Origin of the sequence: Pseudomonas sp. Sample_9 (assembly GCF_004307535.1) — a bacterium.
Lineage (GTDB): Bacteria > Pseudomonadota > Gammaproteobacteria > Pseudomonadales > Pseudomonadaceae > Aquipseudomonas > Aquipseudomonas mercuritolerans.
Genome location: NZ_RAZO01000423.1, coordinates 16,338 through 34,084, shown reverse-complemented (window position 1 = coordinate 34,084; position 17,747 = coordinate 16,338). Strand labels below are relative to the sequence as shown.

Annotated in this window: 15 protein-coding genes and 3 tRNA genes; 2 read left to right on the top strand and 16 right to left on the bottom strand. The window is 60.3% G+C overall.

Annotated features, from left to right (window positions below):
* Positions 1–351 (bottom strand): DUF2214 family protein (locus D6877_RS24330; protein WP_130912347.1); only part of this gene is annotated, 351 nt, incomplete at its 3' end.
* Positions 352–711: 360 nt separating this feature from the next.
* On the opposite strand from D6877_RS24330, the gene D6877_RS24325 reads away from it, so the two are divergent.
* A complete protein-coding gene (locus tag D6877_RS24325; RefSeq protein WP_130912346.1) occupies positions 712–1,188 on the top strand; it encodes a hypothetical protein in 477 nt (158 codons plus the stop codon).
* 405 nt (positions 1,189–1,593) lie between these two features.
* On the opposite strand, the gene D6877_RS24320 is transcribed toward D6877_RS24325, so the two are convergent.
* Positions 1,594–1,670, bottom strand: a tRNA-Val gene (locus tag D6877_RS24320).
* Between the two features lie 183 nt (positions 1,671–1,853).
* Between D6877_RS24320 and D6877_RS24315 the strand changes: the two genes are divergently transcribed.
* Entirely contained in the window at positions 1,854–3,137 is a 1,284-nt protein-coding gene (locus tag D6877_RS24315) for an FAD-binding oxidoreductase (RefSeq protein ID WP_130912345.1), read from the top strand.
* Between the two features lie 130 nt (positions 3,138–3,267).
* On the opposite strand, the gene D6877_RS24310 is transcribed toward D6877_RS24315, so the two are convergent.
* From D6877_RS24310 to D6877_RS24245, 14 genes are all read right to left on the bottom strand, one after another.
* On the bottom strand, positions 3,268–4,239 hold the full coding sequence (locus tag D6877_RS24310) for an XdhC family protein (RefSeq protein WP_130912344.1): 972 nt from the start codon (positions 4,237–4,239) through the stop codon (positions 3,268–3,270).
* 1 nt (position 4,240) lies between these two features.
* The gene (locus D6877_RS24305; RefSeq protein ID WP_130912343.1) at positions 4,241–5,476 is read right to left on the bottom strand and encodes a cytochrome c; all 1,236 of its coding nucleotides are present in this window, start codon (positions 5,474–5,476) and stop codon (positions 4,241–4,243) included.
* Positions 5,477–5,478: 2 nt separating this feature from the next.
* Positions 5,479–6,018 (bottom strand): (2Fe-2S)-binding protein, encoded by a 540-nt coding sequence (locus D6877_RS24300; protein WP_130912342.1) that lies wholly within the window; start codon positions 6,016–6,018, stop codon positions 5,479–5,481.
* A complete protein-coding gene (locus D6877_RS24295) occupies positions 6,011–8,842 on the bottom strand; it encodes a xanthine dehydrogenase family protein molybdopterin-binding subunit (RefSeq protein WP_130912341.1) in 2,832 nt (943 codons plus the stop codon). Before D6877_RS24295 ends, D6877_RS24300 begins: the two co-directional genes overlap by 8 nt.
* 477 nt (positions 8,843–9,319) lie before the next feature.
* Positions 9,320–9,396: transfer RNA gene (locus D6877_RS24290), tRNA-Asp, on the bottom strand.
* Between the two features lie 19 nt (positions 9,397–9,415).
* A tRNA-Val gene (locus tag D6877_RS24285) sits at positions 9,416–9,491 on the bottom strand.
* Between the two features lie 182 nt (positions 9,492–9,673).
* On the bottom strand, positions 9,674–10,450 hold the full coding sequence (locus D6877_RS24280) for an SDR family oxidoreductase (RefSeq protein ID WP_071171659.1): 777 nt from the start codon (positions 10,448–10,450) through the stop codon (positions 9,674–9,676).
* The gene (locus D6877_RS24275) at positions 10,447–11,658 is read right to left on the bottom strand and encodes an O-succinylhomoserine sulfhydrylase (RefSeq protein ID WP_130912340.1); all 1,212 of its coding nucleotides are present in this window, start codon (positions 11,656–11,658) and stop codon (positions 10,447–10,449) included. Before D6877_RS24275 ends, D6877_RS24280 begins: the two co-directional genes overlap by 4 nt.
* A 69-nt stretch (positions 11,659–11,727) precedes the next feature.
* A complete protein-coding gene (gene purF / locus D6877_RS24270) occupies positions 11,728–13,233 on the bottom strand; it encodes an amidophosphoribosyltransferase (protein WP_016773943.1) in 1,506 nt (501 codons plus the stop codon).
* 41 nt (positions 13,234–13,274) lie between these two features.
* On the bottom strand, positions 13,275–13,835 hold the full coding sequence (locus D6877_RS24265; RefSeq protein ID WP_016773942.1) for a CvpA family protein: 561 nt from the start codon (positions 13,833–13,835) through the stop codon (positions 13,275–13,277).
* Between the two features lie 98 nt (positions 13,836–13,933).
* Positions 13,934–14,596, bottom strand: a complete 663-nt coding sequence (locus D6877_RS24260; RefSeq protein WP_130912339.1) for an SPOR domain-containing protein — start codon at positions 14,594–14,596, stop codon at positions 13,934–13,936.
* Entirely contained in the window at positions 14,580–15,887 is a 1,308-nt protein-coding gene (gene folC / locus D6877_RS24255; RefSeq protein ID WP_130912338.1) for a bifunctional tetrahydrofolate synthase/dihydrofolate synthase, read from the bottom strand. Before folC ends, D6877_RS24260 begins: the two co-directional genes overlap by 17 nt.
* A complete protein-coding gene (gene accD, locus D6877_RS24250; RefSeq protein ID WP_016773939.1) occupies positions 15,884–16,804 on the bottom strand; it encodes an acetyl-CoA carboxylase, carboxyltransferase subunit beta in 921 nt (306 codons plus the stop codon). The genes folC and accD overlap by 4 nt, the downstream gene beginning before the upstream one ends.
* Positions 16,805–17,003: 199 nt before the next feature.
* Entirely contained in the window at positions 17,004–17,636 is a 633-nt protein-coding gene (locus D6877_RS24245) for a phosphoribosylanthranilate isomerase (RefSeq protein ID WP_056784388.1), read from the bottom strand.
* Positions 17,637–17,747: the final 111 nt, after the last annotated feature.

Genomic DNA, 17,747 nt, shown 5'->3' with positions numbered 1-17,747 from the left:
GCATTTCACCCCGCTGGGCACGGCGCCTGAAGCATGCTGACTCCTTTCACTTGCCTCTCCCTCTTTTCTTGCGCCGATATTACCTTTCACTTCTGGAGCTGGCTGTCGGACGTTTCCGATAGAGCGCGGAGAATTTCGCCTTTTCTCGTACCCGCCAAACGCACGCATCGCTCCGGTGACCAGCAGCGTCAACGCCGAAAGCCCCCACAGGTTATCGGCGAGCAGAACGCGCTTGGCCGCTCCCGTACCCGACGCAAATAGGCTGGACGCTCTGCCACGCGCCAGCACTGCCCAAAAGGCCAAGGCAAACGCAAACAGGTGAATCGCCGCAAGAATCCACTGACTCAGCATCGACGCGCTCCTCTATAAAGAGTCGAAAATCGGCCAGTCATTAGTAGTCGAAAAAACGGCGCCTCGCTCGGAGGTGGTGGAGCGACGGATTGCCAAATGCCAAATCGCAGGCAAAAAAAATCCCAAGCAGCTGATGGAAGCTTGGGATTTAAAAATGCATAAACCGTGGTGGTGAACGCGAGGCAGATGTTACTTAAGTTCACAACCACCAACAAGGCTTTTTCGATAACCGGTTGGAGAAAAAAATCTGTAAGTCTTTCATTAGCCACATTTTTTTAACGAAAAATCAGTAAAACAACCGTCTGCCAGCCGATGAAAGCCGGAGTCGAATGCAATCACCCCCCCGGGGACAACAGAAAATTGTTTCAGTTTTATGCTTCAGAAAATATTTTTCCCGTAGAATATCCACCTGAACAGAAACAGATCGAAAATCAGGTCAAGGAAGAATTCGTGGGACGCATTACCGCTGCTGTATGGCCTCTACTTTCCATCTTCGCTTTCTCCGCCAGTGCAATTGCTGCACAGGACGATTACTACGCGGGCTACTCTATCGTGAGTGTTGATGGCGACATGCCGATCCGCACCGTGATAGTGAAGCGGGTCAGTCAGGATTTCGTTTCCTATCGCGGCTTTCAATTCGATTGCACCAATCAGGCGCTGAGTCAGAGCGGATTCTATAACGCCCCTGATCTGGCTCTTGGCGAATTGGCCAAGGCTACGCCTTCGTCAGGCAACTACACATTCATGACTGACCGCGCCCGCGCTAAAGCTTGTGACATCGAGAGCTCGCAAACTCTAGGTGGACTGAATCAGCCGCAGCCTCAAGGACCTTCCTGAATCTGCTCGCAAATCCACCCCGGCGTGACATGAATCAGCACAGTTTGCTCGAGTGACTGCCCGGAATGGCTGATCAGGCCCAATCTGATCAGCCATTCGCCAAAATCAACAGCCAGACGAAACCGGAGCCATCGCCATTTTCCGCGCCATGGGCTTCGCCAAGTACGCCGCCGCTATCTAAGCCCCACCCCACCGAACCGATCAAATTATCATCTCAGCCAGTCGACCTTCTGACGACGTATGAAGGGCTGTTCCATGCCGTTTGCTGCAAATGAAAAAGGAACGCACTGAGCGGAAGATGTGTTCGGTGGTCGCCTGCTTGAAGTTTGCCCAAACATCAGACAACAAAAAAGGGCTCACCTTTCGGTGAGCCCTTCCAGACCGCCCAGCAGAGCGGATTTTGTTTGGTAGGCGCGATTGGACTCGAACCAACGACCCCCACCATGTCAAGGTGGTGCTCTAACCAACTGAGCTACGTGCCTGCTGTGAGGCGGCATTCTACGGAATTCCGGAGGGGTGTCAACACCTTTTTTTCACCTAACCCTATGAATATGCAAAATATTTAATTTCGCCTCAGCGACGAAGATTTTCCGGTGGCTGGCGGAGGTTTTTCAACTCGGGTAGGATCGACGCACTCGTAAAATATATTAAACAGAGGCGGCAGGATGGCGAACACCCAATACCCAGAGTCTTATTACGCTGCCTCGGCCAATGCCGTACCACCACGCCCTGTGCTGCAGGATGATGTGGAGACGGACGTCTGTGTGATCGGCGCCGGGTATACCGGGCTGTCGTCCGCCCTGTTCCTGTTGGAGAACGGTTTTCGCGTAACCGTGCTGGAAGCGGCGAAAGTCGGTTTCGGCGCCTCGGGCCGAAACGGTGGGCAGATCGTCAACAGCTATAGCCGCGACATCGACGTCATTGAACGCACGGTCGGCCCCAAGCAGGCGCAACTGCTCGGCGAAATGGCCTTTGAAGGCGGCCGGATCATTCGCGAGCGCGTGGCCAGATACAACATCCAGTGCGACCTGAAAGACGGCGGTGTATTCGCCGCCCTTTCCGCCAGACAAATGGGGCACCTGGAATCGCAAAAGCGCCTGTGGGAACGCTTCGGCCACACCCAGCTGGAATTGATGGATCAACGCCGCATCCGTGAAGTGGTGGGTTGCGATCAGTACGTCGGTGGCATGCTCGATATGAGCGGCGGCCACATCCATCCGCTGAACCTGGCGCTCGGTGAAGCGGCGGCAGTCGAGTCTCTCGGCGGCACCATCTATGAGCAATCACCTGCCGTGCGCATCGAGCGCGGCGCCAGTCCGGTTGTGCATACGCCGCAGGGCAAGGTCAGGGCCAGGTTCATCATCGTCGCCGGCAACGCCTACCTCGGTAATCTGGTACCGGAACTGGCGGCCAAATCGATGCCGTGCGGTACTCAGGTGATCACCACCGAGCCGCTGGGCGATGAGCTGGCAAAGGCGCTGTTGCCGCAGGATTATTGCGTGGAGGACTGCAACTATCTCCTCGACTACTATCGCCTGACCGCCGACAAGCGTTTGATCTTCGGTGGCGGCGTGGTTTACGGCGCTCGCGATCCGGCGAACATCGAAGCGATCATTCGCCCCAAGATGCTCAAGGCGTTCCCGCAACTCAAGAATGTGAAGATCGACTACGCCTGGACCGGCAACTTCCTGCTGACCCTGTCGCGCTTGCCGCAAGTCGGTCGCCTGGGCGACAACATCTATTACTCGCAGGGTTGTAGCGGTCACGGCGTCACCTACACGCACCTGGCGGGCAAGGTCCTCGCCGAAGCGTTGCGCGGTCAGGCCGAGCGTTTTGATGCCTTTGCCGACCTGCCGCACTACCCGTTCCCCGGCGGGCAGTTGCTGCGCACACCGTTTGCCGCGCTGGGCGCCTGGTATTACGGGTTGCGGGATAAGTACGGCCTATAAACACCATTGTGGCGAGGGGATTTATCCCCGTCGGGGGTGCGCAGCGCCCCTCTCTTGAGCAGGAGGGGACTGCTGCGCAGTCCAACGGGGATAAATCCCCTCGCCACAGTAGATTCAGCAAGGCTTTGGATCAGAGCTGATCCCGAGCGATCCCGCTGCGAATCCGCAGGATATCTGCCAGCACCGCCAGCGCAATTTCCGCCGGGGTCTTGCTGCCGAGGTTGAGGCCGATCGGCGCATGAATCCGTGCCAGCTCCGCCTCACTCAAGCCACCAATGCGGCGCAAACGCTCGAAGCGTTTTTGCGACGTTTGCAGCGATCCCATCACACCGATGTAAAACGCCTCGGTGCGCACCGCTTCCATCATTGCCAGATCGTCGATACGCGGATCGTGAGTCAGCGCCACCACTGCCGTGTCGCGATGGCAGCCACCGTCGGCAATGAACACCGAAGGCAACTGCCGACGGACCTCCACGCCATTGAGCACCACACCTTCAAGCACTTCATCACGCGGATCGCACAGAATCACTTCGAAGCCGAGCCCTACAGCAAACTCGGCACAGGCCTGCGCCACACTGGAGTAGCCAGCGAGCAACAAACGCTGTGCTGCACCAATACGGATGCGCACCCGATCGATCTCACGCTCGATCCGCGCGCCCTGCTCGCGATCAGCGAACAGAGCGCGAGCACCGCTGGCCAGATCGACTTCGCGAAGCAGACGACGCTGCCCCAGCAGCGCCGACTCCAGTTCACGCAGATGCGCCTGCACCGCGCAGTCGGCGTCAAGTTTCTCAACCAGCACATCAAGAATGCCGCCGCAAGGCAGACTGACCCGCGAACGCGGATCATCCCCTTCGCCGTAACGCACGACGCTTACTGCTTCGAGAAATGCACCTTCGGCGACGCGCTGAAGAAAATCCTCCTCAACGCAACCGCCCGACAGCGAACCGATCCACTGCCCGCCTTCGTTCACCGCGAGCAGCGAACCCGGCGCGCGCGGTGCCGAGCCGTAAGTGGTCAGCACCGTGCACAGCCAGATTCGCTGCCCGGCCACCGACCATTCCAGCGCCCGACGCACCACTTGCAGATCGAGATGCTGCATATCAGTGGGCCTTGTGCTCGACGCTCGGCGCGTCGGCTTGCAGCTTCTGCACTTCGCTCACCGCCAGTTCAGCGCCCTGCCCGCCCCAACCCTGACGCAGGTAGTTGAGCAGATCGGTCAATTGCTCAGGACTGAGCTTTTCAGCAAAACCCGGCATCGGCTGCATGTGTTCGAACCCGGAAAACTTCTGTTCGCCGATACCATCCTCGATCACTCGCAACAGATTGCGCGGATCTTCCAGACGCAACGTCGTGTTGCCACGCATGGCCACGGCGATGTGCGGTTTGCCTTCACCGCCAGCCGCGTGACAACCGGCGCAGACGTTCAGGTATTCCTGACGGCCGCGCTGAGCACTCGGACTGAGCTTGTCCAGCGGCACTTCGACGAGCTCTTTGGCTGGCGGCGGTTGCTCGCCAAGGAGGAACGTCGCCATTGCCGCCAGATCCGTATCGCTCAGCCCCTGAGTGCTGTTGTGAAACACCGGGAACATCTCGTTGAACATCGTCCCTTGCGCGCTCATGCCGTGCTTGAGAAACGTGCTCAGATCCTGCTGATTCCAGCCGCGCGCGGCCAGGTCGGTGGCCAGCAGGCTCGGCGCGAGATAACCATTGAGAATGCCGCCGGTCATGCGCTTGTCCATTTGCATCGCACCGGGCAGGCCGCGTGGCGTATGGCATTCGCCGCAGTGACCGAGAACGTCGACCATGTACTGGCCGCGCTTCCACGCCGCACTTTTGCCTTCCGCCGATTCCAGCTTGACGTCTTTGCCGTAGAGCATGTTCCAGCCCGTCAGGCCCAGACGCACATTGAACGGAAAGCTCAGGCTGGTCACCGGCGCGGCGCGTTCGATCGGCTCGATGGTTTTCAGATACGCGTGAATCGCATCGGAATCGGCGCGCGGCATCAGGTGATAAGAGGTGTACGGCATCGCTGGATACAAATTCGCACCGTCGCGCCGCTTGCCTTCGGTCAGCGCAGCGAAGAACTCGTCATCGCTGTACAGACCGATGCCGTGCTCTTTGCTCGGGGTGATGTTGGTGCCGTAGATCGTGCCGAATGGCGAGACGATCGGCAGGCCGCCGGCATAGGGCGCGCCACCCGGTGCGGTGTGGCAGGCCATGCAGTCAGCGGCGCGGGCGAGGTATTCGCCGCGCTTGATCTGATCGTCGGCGTGGGCCGCCATAAGCGGCGCAGCCAGTCCGACCGCGAGGGCCAGGCGGGTCAGTAAACGCTTCATGCTCAACCCTCCTTGACCAGACCGAGATCGGTCAGCACGTTGCGCGTGGCGTTGTAATAACGCACGTAGCCGGTGCAGCGGCAGACGTGATGGCCGAGGCTGTCCTCGATCACCTGTTCCAGCTGACTTTTGACGATCGGCTGGCGCTGCAGCTTCTCGACCAACACCGTCGCGGCGTGGACGAAGCCTGGCGCGCAGTAGCTGCACTGGAAGGCAAACTCGTCGACAAAGCGCTGCTGGATCGGATTGAGCTCGGTGACCTGGCCTCGCTCATCGCGAGTGGCGTGACCTTCGATGGTGCGAACTTTCTTGCCCTCGAAGTAATGCGCGCCGGTGATGCAGGTGCGCACTTCTTCGCTGGTACCGTCGGGGTTGTCTACGATCACCACGCAGGCGTGGCAGATGCCCTGACCGCAGCCAAGCCGCGAGCCGGTGAGGTTTTTGTATTCGTGCAGGTAGTCGATCATCGGCAGGTCATCAGGGATGTCCACCGGGCCGACGGATTGACCATTGAGGGTCAGTTGAAGCGGACGGTTAGCCATTGAGGGCCTCCTTGATGCGCGCAGCGGTGATAGGCAAGTCACGAACACGTTTACCAATGGCGTGCGCCACGGCGTTACCGATGGCACCGACAATCGGGATCATCACCACTTCGGCGATGCCCTTGGACGGATCGCTCGGCGACAGCGGCGGCAGGATCTCCGCGGTCTGCTTCCACACCGCAACGTGACGCGCCATCGGCAGGCGGTAACGGTTGAAGTTCCAGTCACCCTCCCCCGGCCCGCCTTCGTACAACGGCATCTCTTCCATCAGCGCATGACCAATACCCATGGCGATGCCACCTTCAAGTTGGCCCTTGACCAACTCTTCAACCAGCACGCGACCGCACTCGATCCACGAATGGTGGTTGAGCACCTCGACTTCCGCCGAGCCTTTATTGACCTTCAACTCGACCAGCGTCGCGACCGGGCTGTAATAGGTCACGGCAGCGTTGTTCAACTGCACTACCGGGTAGTTGACGTTCTGCCGATCAAGCAAGTGGAAGCCGGCGCTGTTCATCTGCGCTTTCTTCGCTTGCGGCGCGCCATCGCCGTATTTCACCGCCAGACCGTCGAGCGGCAGGCGCTCGCGCACGCCGTCGATGCTGTACTCGGCCTCGGCCCAGCTCCAGCGGTTGAAACCATGCACCGTGGCGCCCGTCACCAGACCGCGATCGTGGGCACGCTTGGCCAGCTCTTCGAAACTCAGCGGCTGCATGCCGTTGGCGGTCAGCTTGCCGTCGACCCAATGCGCATCTTCGCGGCGCACCACGTAAGGGTTGGCTTGGCCGCCGTACGGACCCTGACGCCAGATCTCCAGCGCCGCCGGCCACAAGCCGTGGTTGAACAGCACGCGTGCCGCTTCACGGGTCGCGTGGCTGAAGTAATAGGCGGAGTTGGTCGCCGAAGACGCCGACGCCAGCTTGCCGACCCAGCGCGGGTTGCGCAGCAGATTGTCCTGCTCGGCCTGACTCATGATGTAAGGGTTGCCGCTGGTGATCAGCTGCATTTCCTGCCATTCGGTTTCGCCGGTCTTCACCTCATGCGCGGGGCTGCCGAGGAAATCGGCGACGACCAGGGCTTGCGAGGTGGACATGCCGGTACCGATTTCGATGCCGATGTGGCGCAGGGTGATGCGCCCGTCAGCGGTGAATTCGATGCTGGCCATCGGCGCTTCGGAGCCGGTGCCGAAGTCTTTCTGGCAGATGGCGAAACCGACGCCGTACCAGTTATCCGGGTCTGCCGCTTCACGTTGTTGCTTGATCGTGTCGCGATTTTTCCAGACTTCGTGCACCGAGGCCTTGTCGAGAATTTCGTGCAGGCGCAGTGCACCGGCCGGGACTGCGCCCTGGGTGTTTTTCATGCCGGAACGCAGGGCATTCCTGCGGCGCAAGTCGATAGCGTCGACACCCAGGCGATTGGCGATCTCATCGACCATCATTTCGGTGGCCGCCATGCTTTGCAGGGTGCCATAACCGCGCATCGAACCCGCCTCGACCGCGCGCGAGTGATACGCGGTGACTTGCAGGTCGTTCTGCGGCATGTAGTAGATCGACTGCGCAGCCGTGGCGCCAACCGCCGCCACCGATGGGCTGTAGTTGACCCGACCGCCGCCGTCGACGCTCATTTCTGCACGGAAAATCTTGAAGGTGTAGTCGTTCTTGTCCACGGCCAACTGGTAGCGGATGTCGAACGGGTGACGCTTGATGCCGCTCTGGAATTGCTCATAGCGGTCGTTGGCCAGACGCACCGGCACACCGGCGCCGTACAGCGCGGCCAGGGCTGCGTAGTAGACGAAAATGTTGTGGTCTTTGGAGCCATAGCCGACGGTGTAGCCCGGGTGCATGTTCAGGTTGGCCAGGCCGAAACGCGACGGCCCGATCATCTTCGCGGTCTCGGTCGCGACTTCCAGCGGGCATTGCGTCGCCACGACGAAATGCAGGGTTTTGGTTTTCGGGTCGTACCAGCCGTTGCCGTTGTCCGGCTCGAGGGCGGCCGGTTCGATCGACGGCGTCTTGTAGCGCTCATCGAACACCAGCCAGTTGTCTGGCGGCGTGTCGATTTCCTGCTTCATGCGGTCGGCGTAGAACAGGCCGCGCTCGGTGAGGTTGCCATGAAGGTTCGGCGATGCATTCCACACTGGACGGCGGTTCTTCAGCATCGGAAACAGGATCGAATCCTTGAGGCTGGCGAATTCGTCTTCGTCCGCCGAAGTCGCGCCGCCGACGCGCACGTAGCGGAAGCTGCCGTAGGGGTCGCCTTCGTAGAACGGCACTTTGGCGCCGTAACGAATCGCTTTGTCATTGAATTTGAGTTGATTCTTGGCCTGACGGAAACGCTCGAAGTCGTTCCAGATCAGAATCGCTACCGGGTGCCCGATGAACATCGGCACTTTGCCTTCTGGCAGCAATGGATCAGGCGCGTGCTCTTCGGGGAAGACGATACCGTCCTTGTCCAGATCGGCAGCGGTAACGATGCGGTCCGGCTGCAGATCAGCGCCGAGCCACGACAGGTCGTAACCTGCGTAGATACGGTCGGCCTTGATGGTTTTCAGCAGCATGGCGTGGCCTTGTTGCTCAGGCCAGCCTGGCATGTCCTTGGCGCGGATGTCGCGGGCAAACACCTTGCTGCCGCAGACCTTGGACAAGGCATCGTTACGGGCGCGCGCCTTGCCATTGTTGCCGAGCCACTGCTCGGACGGCACGGTCACGCTGTTTTCCATCAAGGCGGCCAGCGCCTGGCTGCTCAATGGCGTGAGCGTCACGCTCACACCCGCTACCAGCCCGCCCTGAAGGAACGAGCGCCGGGATATTTCACGGTTGGACATGGATCATCCTCTGGGCGGTTATAGGTCCGCCCTTGTGGTTATCTACTGGGGATCTCGAGTCTTGCAGAAGCTCTTTCTGGCGAAGCAAAGAGCTGTGTTGACAGTGCAAAGCTGACCGAAAGGTTAACTTTAAAGGTTTCTACGCCCACAGCAAACAACCAGTTACAAAAACCTGACTAAATAATCAAAAAAATCAATGCGACGTGGCACCGCAGGAGGCTTGCAGAGATTCTTGTAGGAGCTGTCGAGTGAAACGAGGCTGCGATCTTTTGATCTGGATTTTTTAAGAGCAAGATCAAAAGATCGCAGCGTGCCGCAGCTCCTACAGGAGGATTTGCGCAGGAGTTCGAGAGGGGAATAGCCAAACTTCAGACACAAAAAACCCCGGTCTTTCGACCAGGGTCTTTGCTATCGATCCGATTCAGCCGATGGCTGGTGTCGGCGCTTCAAGGCGTTCAGTGGTCCTTGAAACAGATATGGCGCAGCGGACGGGACTCGAACCCGCGACCCCCGGCGTGACAGGCCGGTATTCTAACCGACTGAACTACCGCTGCGCGTAACACTTGAAACGAATGGTGGGTGATGACGGGATCGAACCGCCGACATTCTGCTTGTAAGGCAGACGCTCTCCCAGCTGAGCTAATCACCCGTTTGCATCTCCGAGGCCGCGAAATTTACGCAGGTGGCGAAGCTAAGTCAATAGCAGGATTGGAGTTTTTTTCAAAAAGGGGTTCAAGCTTCAAGCTTCAAGAAAAGGATGATCACCTAAAACAGGCACACCAGCGTCTTGCTTTAACTTGAAGCTTGCAGCTTGCAGCTCGAAGCTGCCTTTCACTGCTCGTAGATCATTTTCTTGGTCATGCCGCCGTCGACGACAAATTCCTGCCCGGTGACAAACCCGGCATTCCTCGACAGCAACCACGCCACCATCGCCGCCACGTCTTCGACCGTCCCCACCCTGCCCGCCGGATGCTGAGCGTGATCGGCATCGGCCAAAGGCTCGGCGCGACGCACCGAGGGATCACGCGCATCAATCCAGCCAGGACTGACTGCGTTCACGCGGATTTCCGGTCCAAGGCTGATTGCCAGCGCATGGGTCAGCGCCAACAGCCCGCCCTTGCTCGCCGCATACGCCTCGGAGTCCGCCTCCGACTGTCGCGCGCGGGTCGAGGCCAGGTTGACGATCGAACCGTTGTGCGCACGCAGATACGGCGCACAGTGCTTGGCCAGCAACATCGGCCCGCTCAGATTCACTGCCAGCACCCGATTCCAGTACGCCAGATCGAGGCTTTCCAGGGTGATGTTGTGTGGATCGGCCACCGCCGCGTTGCAGACCAATGCATCAAGGCGACCAAACTGCCCCAACACCTCGGCCACGCCCAGCGCGACCTGATTTTCGTCCGCGACGTCCATGGCGATGAACCAGGCGTTCTCGCCGAGCACCTTCGCCACTTTCGAACCACGCACCCGATCAAGATCGGTCAGCACCACCTGCCAGCCTTCGCTGATCAGCCAGGCGGCAATTCCAAGGCCGATACCGCGCGCAGCGCCAGTGACCAGCGCCACGCGGCCATGGGTGTTGGCCGCGGGTGTGGACAACTCGATCACAATGCCGCCAGACCGCGCGCCAGATCAGCCTGCAGGTCAGCCACATCTTCCAGACCGACCGCAACGCGGATCAGACTGTCACGAATGCCTGCCGCTTCACGCTCCTGTGGCGCCAGACGGCCGTGGGAGGTGGTGCTTGGATGGGTGATCGTGGTTTTGCTGTCGCCAAGGTTGGCGGTGATCGAAATCAACCGCGTGGCATCGATAAAGCGCCAGGCGCCTTCTTTGCCGCCCTTGACCTCGAAGCTGACCACCGCACCAAAACCCTTCTGCTGGCGCTGGGCCAACTCGTGCTGCGGATGGCTCTTCAGACCGGCGTAATGGACCTTCTCGATGCCGTCCTGCTGCTCCAGCCATTCGGCCAGCGCCTGAGCGTTGGCGCAATGCGCTTTCATGCGCAGGTTGAGGGTCTCGAGGCCTTTGAGGAAGATCCACGCGTTGAACGGGCTGAGGGTCGGCCCGGCGGTCCGCAGAAAACCCACCACTTCTTTCATCTGTTCACCGCGACCGGCAACAACGCCGCCCATGCAGCGGCCCTGACCGTCGATGAACTTGGTCGCCGAGTGCACGACAATATCCGCGCCGAGCTTCAGCGGCTGCTGCAACGCCGGGGTGCAGAAGCAGTTGTCGACCACCAGCTGCGCGCCCTTGGCATGAGCGATTTCTGCCAGCGCGGCGATATCCACCAGTTCGGCCAACGGATTGGACGGCGATTCGACAAAAAGCAGTTTGGTGTTGGATTTGATTGCCGCATCCCAGGCCAACAGATCGGCCAGCGGGACGTAATCGACTTCGACGCCGAAGCGCTTGAAATACTTCTCGAACAGGCTGATGGTCGAGCCGAACACGCTGCGCGACACCAGCACGTGATCGCCCGCACTGCACAGGCTCATCACCACCGCCATGATCGCGGCCATGCCGGTGGCCGTGGCGACGGCCTGCTCGGCGCCTTCCAGCGCGGCGATGCGCTCTTCGAATGCGCGCACGGTCGGGTTGGTGTAACGCGAGTAGACGTTGCCCGGCACTTCGCCGGCAAAGCGCGCCGCCGCATCGGCAGCGGTGCGGAACACATAGCTGGAGGTGAAGAACATCGGATCACCGTGCTCGCCTTCCGGCGTGCGGTGCTGACCGGCACGGACGGCCAGGGTATCGAACGCTACGCCTTCGAGGTCGCTGTCCAGCCGACCGGCATCCCATTCCTGACTCATGCTGTCTCTCCTTTGTTCACGAACAATAAATATCAGATACAAAACCGGCCCCTCAGGGCCGGTGGAAACTCAGTTGTTGTACAGATCGATGATCGCACTGACTGCCTGGGTCTTGACCTTCGAGGCATCGTTGCGCGCCTGTTCGATCTTGTTCAGGTAAGCCTCGTCGACGTCACCAGTCACGTACTTGCCGTCGAACACCGCACAATCGAAGTGCTCGATCTTGATCTTGCCGCCACCGACCGCTTCGATCAAGTCAGGCAAGTCCTGATAGATCAGCCAGTCAGCGCCGATCAGATCGGCCACGTCCTGAGTCGAACGGTTGTGCGCGATCAGTTCGTGAGCGCTCGGCATGTCGATACCGTAGACGTTGGGGAAGCGCACCGCTGGTGCCGCCGAGCAGAAGTAGACGTTTTTCGCGCCGGCTTCGCGGGCCATCTGGATGATCTGCTTGCAAGTGGTGCCGCGCACGATCGAGTCATCGACCAGCATCACGTTCTTGCCGCGGAATTCCAGCTCGATGGCGTTGAGCTTCTGGCGTACCGACTTCTTGCGCGCAGCCTGGCCCGGCATGATGAAGGTGCGACCGATGTAGCGGTTCTTGACGAAGCCTTCGCGGAATTTCACACCCAGGTGATTGGCCAGCTCCAGCGCGGCAGTACGGCTGGTGTCCGGAATAGGGATGACCACGTCGATGTCGTGCTCAGGGCGCTCGCGCAGGATCTTTTCGGCAAGCTTCTCGCCCATGCGCAGACGTGCCTTGTACACCGACACGCCGTCGATGATCGAGTCCGGACGCGCCAGGTAGACGTGTTCGAAAATGCACGGGGTCAGCGAAGGGTTGGTTGCGCACTGACGGGTGTGCAGCTTGCCATCTTCGGTGATGTACACCGCTTCGCCTGGCGCGAGATCGCGGATCAGCGTGAAACCGAGCACGTCCAGGGAAACGCTTTCCGAGGCAATCATGTACTCGACGCCTTCGTCGGTGTGACGCTGGCCAAACACGATCGGGCGGATGCCGTGCGGATCGCGGAAACCGACGATGCCGTAACCGGTGACCATCGCCACAACGGCGTAACCACCCACGCAACGGTTGTGCACGTCGGTCACGGCGGCGAACACGTCTTCTTCGGTCGGCTGCAGCTTGCCGCGCTGGGCCAGCTCGTGGGCGAACACGTTGAGCAGCACTTCCGAGTCGGAACTGGTGTTGACGTGACGCAGATCGGATTCGTAGATCTCTTTGGCCAACTGTTCAACGTTGGTCAGGTTACCGTTGTGCGCCAAGGTGATGCCGTACGGCGAGTTGACGTAGAACGGCTGGGCTTCGGCCGACGTCGAGCTGCCGGCAGTCGGGTAACGGACGTGGCCGATACCCATGTGGCCGACCAGACGCTGCATGTGACGCTGCTGGAACACGTCACGCACCAGGCCATTATCCTTGCGCAGGAACAACCGGCCATCATGGCTGGTCACGATACCGGCAGCGTCCTGGCCGCGGTGCTGGAGCACGGTTAGCGCGTCATACAGCGCCTGATTGACGTTCGACTTACCGACGATACCGACGATGCCACACATGCGACGCAACCCCTACTTAATGGATCTGAACTGAACAGCACTCACTGAGGCGTTTTCGCCGTCGGCAAGAGCTGCTCCTTGAACGGAATCTCAGCGGGTACGCTGATTCCGCTGGCAAGCCACTGACTGCTCCACCCGAGTATCAGGTTTTTGGACCAGTCGGCGACCAATAGAAACTTGGGCACGAGCTGTGATTCTTTCCACCACCCGTCCTGCTGTACCGGCCCCAGGCTCAACAGCCCGACCGCCACGACCACCAGCAACACGCCACGCGCTGCGCCGAAGGCCATGCCGAGGAATCGATCGGTCCCGGACAACCCGGTGACGCGAACCAACTCGCCGATAAGATAATTGATCATTGCGCCCACGATCAGTGTGGCGACAAACATGATGGCACAGCCCGCGATCACGCGAGCCGATGGGGTTTCGATGTATCCGGCGAGGTACTCGGACAGTGAGCCACCAAACATCCAGGCAACCGCTCCTGCGATGATCCAGGTCAGCAGCGATAACGCTTCCTTTACGAAGCCGCGGCTCAGACTGATCAATGCGGAGATGGCGATGATTGCAACGATCGCCCAGTCAACCCAGGTAAATGGCACAGTGCAGCCTACAGACGGATAAGGCGGCGCATTTTAGCAGAGCGCATGGCTGTCGGTAAGCTGCGATTGTCAGTGCTTTTCAATCGAGGTGATAGATTTCAGCCACGTTCAGGCTGAAAACGGACAACGAAGCCCTTGAGGTTCTGTTGACGGCTCAGCAGATCACGCAGACGATCGGCCTCGGCACGCTCGATCAGCGGACCGACGAACACCCGGTTCTTGCCATCGGCCGAACGAATGTAGGCGTTATAACCCTGGCTGCGCAGGTTCTTCTGCAGGCTTTCGGCGCTGGCGCGGCTCGACAGACTGGCCAGTTGCACCGACCAGCTCACCGACAGACCGTTGGCATCGACGCGGCTCTGCGTGGTGTCAGGCTTGCTGGTTGTGGAGGCGATTGGCTGAGCCGGCGCCGGAATCGGCTTGGCCACCGGTGGCGGCGTTGCCGGGCGGGCAATCTGCGCCGGGATGGTCGGTGCCGGGGCGGCCGGAGCAGCAGCCGGAGCAGCAGGCACCGTTTCTTCAACGACCTCTTCGTCCGTTGGCACCGGCTCTTGTGGCAAAGCCTGGGGCTCAGGCACGGCGACCGGTTCCATTTGCACTTGCGGCATGGCCGAAGGCTGAGGCGCCGCCGGGGCCTCGACGGTCACCTGACGCTGCTCGTCCTGACGGGAAAACAGCATCGGCAGGAAGATCACCGCCAGCGCCACCAGCACCAGCGCGCCAACCATGCGCTGCTTGTACGCTTTATCCAGCAAAGCCATTTGCCGCTTCCTCCGTGGAGCGCCGGGCCAGCCATTCAAGGGCCTCGGCGACACAATAAAATGATCCGAACAAGAGAATCTCGTCGTCGCTGGTTGCTATAGCGCACTGCCCTTCCAGAGCGGCCGCAACGCTGGCGTAAGACGTAACCGAAGCACCAAGGTTCTGCAGCGCTGCCTCAAGCTCAGCTACGGGACGCGCGCGCGGCGAATCCAGCGGCGCGACAGCCCAATGCGCGACACTAGCATTCAATTCGCCAACAACACCATCCAGATCCTTGTCCGCCAGCAATCCGAATACCACCAGACGCTTGCCAACCGGCGGCCGCGCAGCCAGCCGTCGCGCGAGATATTCAGCGGCATGCGGATTGTGACCGACATCCAGCAACAGGTTCAGGCGCTTGCCGTTCCATTCGAACGAACGACGATCGAGGCGCCCGACCACGCGCGTCGCCTGCAACGCCGCGACAATCTGTTCGGCATTCCACGGCAAATCTGTCAGCAGATAGGCTTGCAGCGCCAGCGCGGCGTTTTCCATCGGCAGATCGAGCAGCGGCAAGTCGCGCAACTCGACCACTTGGCCTAGGGCATCGGTGCCGCGCCACTGCCAATGCTGCTCGGTGATGCCAAGATCGAAATCGCGTCCACGCAGGAAGAACGGGCAAGCCAGTTCGTGCGCCTTGTCGAGCAGTGGTTGCGGAGGATTCAGGTCGCCACACAGAGCAGGCTTGCCCTGGCGGAAGATACCGGCCTTCTCGAAGGCGACGGATTCGCGGGTGTCGCCCAGATAATCGGCGTGATCGACACCAATGCTGGTGACCAGCGCGATGTCGGCATCGACCACATTGACCGTGTCCAGACGCCCGCCCAACCCGACTTCAAGCACCACAGCATCAAGCGCGGACTGTTGGAACAGCCAGAACGCCGCCAGGGTGCCCATTTCGAAGTAAGTCAGGGAAGTCTCGCCGCGGCCCGCCTCGACCGCAGCAAAGGCCTCGCACAGCTGGGCGTCAGTGGCTTCGACGCCATTGAGTTGCACCCGCTCGTTGTAACGCAGCAGGTGCGGAGAATTGTAGACACCAACGCTCAGGCCCTGCGCACGCAGCAAAGAAGCCACGAACGCGCAGGTCGAACCCTTGCCGTTGGTGCCGGTGACCGTGATCACCCGAGGCGCCGGCTGGCCCAGCCCCATGCGGGACGCTACCTGTTGCGAACGCTCCAGGCCCATGTCGATGGCCGACGGATGCAACTGCTCGAGGTAGGCGAGCCATTCACCAAGGGTGCGCTGGGTCATACGTTGGCAGGCACCGGCGGCACTACAATCGGCTCGATCGGCGCGGCGACAAATTTCGGCGTCGGCTTGCCGGTCATCTGCGCCAGCAGGTTGCCCAGACGCGGGCGCAGTTCCTGACGGTGGATGATCATGTCGATGGCGCCGTGCTCCAGCAGGAATTCGCTGCGCTGGAAGCCTTCCGGCAGTTTCTCGCGTACGGTCTGCTCGATTACCCGCGGACCAGCAAAACCGATCAGGGCCTTCGGCTCGCCAACAATGACATCACCAAGCATCGCCAGGCTAGCCGACACGCCGCCGTAGACCGGGTCGGTCAGTACGGAAATGAACGGAATGCCCTCTTCACGCAGACGCGCCAGCACGGCCGAAGTCTTGGCCATTTGCATCAGCGAGATCAACGCTTCCTGCATGCGCGCACCACCGGAGGCGGCGAAGCAGATCATCGGGCAGCGGTTTTCCAGTGCGTAGTTGGCAGCGCGCACGAAGCGCTCACCGACGATGGCGCCCATGGAACCGCCCATGAAGTTGAATTCGAATGCCGAAACCACCACCGGCATGCCCAGCAAGGTACCGCTGACCGAGATCAGCGCGTCTTTTTCGCCGGTCTGCTTCTGCGCAGCAACCAGACGATCCTTGTACTTCTTGCCGTCGCGGAATTTCAGACGGTCAACCGGCTCCAGATCGGCGCCCAGTTCGTTGCGACCTTCCGGGTCGAGGAAAATGTCGATGCGCGCACGTGCGCCGATGCGCATGTGGTGGTTGCACTTGGGGCAAACGTCCAGGGTCTTTTCCAGCTCCGGACGGTACAACACCGCCTCGCAGGATGGGCATTTGTGCCACAGACCTTCAGGCACCGAGCTCTTCTTGACCTCCGAGCGCATGATCGAAGGGATCAGTTTGTCTACTAACCAGTTGCTCATGCTTTCTTTCTCCAGTACCGGCGGCCCGAACGCTCTGGTTCGCAGCCCCGCGTATGCCCTTGAGCTAAATTCATGTGTGTGGCGATGGTTGACGAAGCGTCGCGGTCAGCGCGAAACATGACCTGCGTACGATTCAGCAACCCTCAGCCGCGCCTGCTTTGTGCAAGTGCATTGATGGACGGCGGCAGACTGCCAGCCGTCACATCGACGACGTATTGCCGCGCACCGCGTTGATGAATGCGCGAATCTTGTGATGATCCTTGATGCCTTTGCTCGCCTCTACTCCGCCGCTGACGTCAACCGCGTAAGGCTTGACCCGTGCTACCGCGTCGGCCACGTTCTCCGGCGTCAGGCCGCCGGCCAGAATCAGCGGCTTGCTCAAGTGTTGCGGAATCAGTGACCAGTCAAACGCCTCGCCGGTTCCACCGGGCACCCCTTCGACATAAGTGTCCAGCAGCACGCCACTGGCGCCGGGAAAGGCATCGCAGGCTGCAGCAATGTCATCGCCAGCCTTGACCCGCAGCGCCTTGATGTACGGACGATGCCAGCCTTCGCATTCCTCCGCGCTTTCGTCACCATGGAACTGCAGCAGATCCAGCGGTACCGCATCGAGGATTTCTCCCAGCTCGCAACGACTGGCATTGACGAACAGCCCGACGGTGGTGACGAACGGCGGCAACGCTTTGATGATCGCCCGCGCCTGCTGCACGTTCACCGCTCGTGGGCTCTTGGCGTAGAACACCAGGCCGATCGCATCGGCGCCGGCTTCGACGGCGGCCAGCGCATCTTCTATGCGGGTAATGCCGCAGATCTTGCTGCGAACGGCAGACATGTCAGGAAAACCTCAAGGCAAAATCCGAGAACGTCCCGGATGGTAACAAAAGCGTTCGAGGGCGTCAGCCGTCAAGTTCGGAGAAACCCGTAAGGAAATGTGGCCCGATAA